The sequence below is a fragment of the Acidiphilium sp. genome, from assembly GCF_049977125.1.
Classification (GTDB): domain Bacteria; phylum Pseudomonadota; class Alphaproteobacteria; order Acetobacterales; family Acetobacteraceae; genus Acidiphilium.
Genome location: NZ_JBMFGY010000313.1, coordinates 1 through 2,253 on the forward strand (window position 1 = coordinate 1; position 2,253 = coordinate 2,253).

Annotated in this window: 3 protein-coding genes; all 3 read right to left on the reverse strand. The window is 50.5% G+C overall.

Going from position 1 to position 2,253, the window contains the following annotated elements; translation table 11 throughout:
* Positions 1-225: 225 nt before the first annotated feature.
* Entirely contained in the window at positions 226-546 is a 321-nt protein-coding gene (locus tag ACP5E6_RS18505; protein WP_427956842.1) for a GTP-binding protein, read from the reverse strand.
* Between the two features lie 105 nt (positions 547-651).
* The gene (locus ACP5E6_RS18510; RefSeq protein WP_427956844.1) at positions 652-1,221 is read right to left on the reverse strand and encodes a CobW family GTP-binding protein; all 570 of its coding nucleotides are present in this window, start codon (positions 1,219-1,221) and stop codon (positions 652-654) included.
* Positions 1,222-1,537: 316 nt separating this feature from the next.
* Positions 1,538-2,253, reverse strand: a 716-nt coding sequence (locus tag ACP5E6_RS18515; protein ID WP_427956847.1) for a polysaccharide deacetylase family protein, incomplete at its 5' end; no start/stop codon positions are given.

The window sequence follows — 2,253 nt, forward strand, 5'->3', positions numbered from 1 at the left end:
TATGTTGCGCGGTTTCGTTGCATATTATGATCGTTTTAGTGCTAAAGATGGGTTCAGAAAATATTGTGTCATCTCTACAATATGGACATCATGAACTCGATCACCATCGCAGTCCTGCACCAACATCGACGGAGAGCCTCTTTAAGGAAAACTCACAATATAAGCACCAATTGACCCCCTTATGGCCTCGTTATTTAGCCTCGTCACAACACGGACAGAAGATTCTTAAATCGTACCCTGGCGTCCGGCCATGATCGAAAAGGATCGACGAAGACGCTCGTGTTCGATTCCTTCAGTGATCAAAACCATAGAAACTGCCGGACTGTCATTTGGAAGCGTCGTTAGGTGCTCGGGCCGATGCACGAGATGCTGAGCTGCTTGGATCAGCACCGGCGCGCCACCGCCAGCGAACCGGAATATCCCCTTCATTCTTAGTATCCGCTCGCCGTGACGATGCGCGAGGAGGCTGAACCACAATCCAAAATCTGCCCAGCCGATCTCCTCAACCTGCTCAATTACGCATCCAGTGATCCGGTTATGGCTCATTTGGCCTGCAGGTGAGTTGATCCAACGACCAGCGCGCTCGATTTCCTCGGATGGGTGAATGTCATCGAGAAGAATCTCCGGTCCCGTGACTCCCTGTGTAATATCCTATATTCCGGCTAACGGATTGAGGCTCTGCAGAAGTGCTCTAACCGCAAGGCGTCCCTGCGGCTGCGCAATATCACATTTCGTCACAAAAAGTCTATCGGCAGCTTTTACTTGCTGAATGCTTTCTGGAAAGCGTTTAAGCGTTTGTATACCATTAACCGCGTCAACCATGGTTATTACTTTGCCTGGACGAAAATGATGGCGTAAGGCAATATCCGCCGCAACTGTCGCCATCACAGGGAAGGGATCGGCGAGACCCGTCGTCTCAATGATGACCCGACGAAACGGAGGTAACTCGTCCTTTGCTCGTCTGACCCAAAGGTCGCGAAGCGCGTTCGCAACATCCCCCCGTATTGAACAGCAAACACAGCCCCCTCCCAGCAAGACAACGTCGCCCACCATCGCGCCAGTCAGTAGATGGTCAATCCCGACGGTCCCGAACTCATTGATTAGGATAGCAGTATCCAGAAGTCGTGGATCCAAAAGCAACTGACGCAATAAAGTGGTCTTACCGCTGCCAAGAAAACCAGTTAGAACATGTACCTCAATGCGGTTATCTCTTGTTGCCACGTGCCATATCCGCAAGAGTCGCTTCGTCCAGTGGGTCCAGCTTCTTGCCAGAAAGGCGATCAGCTTGCATCCAAAGATCGCCTAACCCACCAACCTCGACAGCCCCACCCGTGCGCTTGCTCAGCATAAAGCAAGCCCCCTGCCAGTCTGCTAAGAAAAGACCGATAGCCGCAAGCGCACGATTGGCGGCCGCGACGTGGGCTCGTCTTTCCGCACGCCGTAGCCATGACAATGCTGAAGACTGAGCTGGCCGCCCTGGAGAAGCGTCAGACCAGTGTGCGTTGTCGCCGAGGTTGCCACAAAGTCCGCACATCGATCAACCTTGTCGTGGATTACGTCGAAGGAAATCGTCGGCGATCTCGTTCATAGTAACAAATCGCACACCTGGATGACGCGCCATATAATCATACAGCCGTTCAAGCATCATCAGAACCTGCGGCCGACCCGAAACATCTGGGTGAATTGTTATTGGGAAAACTGCATAATCATATTCACGATAAACCCAGTCGAACTGCTCTCGCCATATCGTTTCTATATCGTGCGGGTTGACGAAGCCGTGACTATTCGGGGATTTCTTAATAAACATCATCGGCGGCAAGTCATCTAGATACCAACTCGCGGGAATTTCGACAAGATCAGTCTCTTGACCACGAATTAGCGGTTTCATCCATTCTCCCGCCGACTTCGTATAGTCTATTTTGGTCCATTTGTCTCCAACACGAACGTAATATGGTTCATAATCACGGTGCATGAGGCTATGGTCATATTTGATTCCTTTTTTTATCAATAGTTCATTGCTAACGTTACTGAATTCCCACCACGGCGCTACATATCCAGTCGGCCGTTTACCCGCTAGTTGCGTTACTAATTCTATTGACTTATCGAGCACAGCCTCTTCTTGCTCTGGAGTCATTTCTATGGGGTTTTCGTGGCTATATCCATGAATGCCAATCTCATGACCAGCTTCAGCCACCGCTTTCATCTGTTCCGGAAAGGTTTCAATTGAATGGCCGGGAATAAACCACGTAGTCC

Excerpts from the sequence above, each read along its gene's own strand:
- ACP5E6_RS18505 (WP_427956842.1), bottom strand. The coding sequence starts at position 546 with ATGAGCCATAACCGGATCACTGGATGCGTAATTGAGCAGGTTGAGGAG.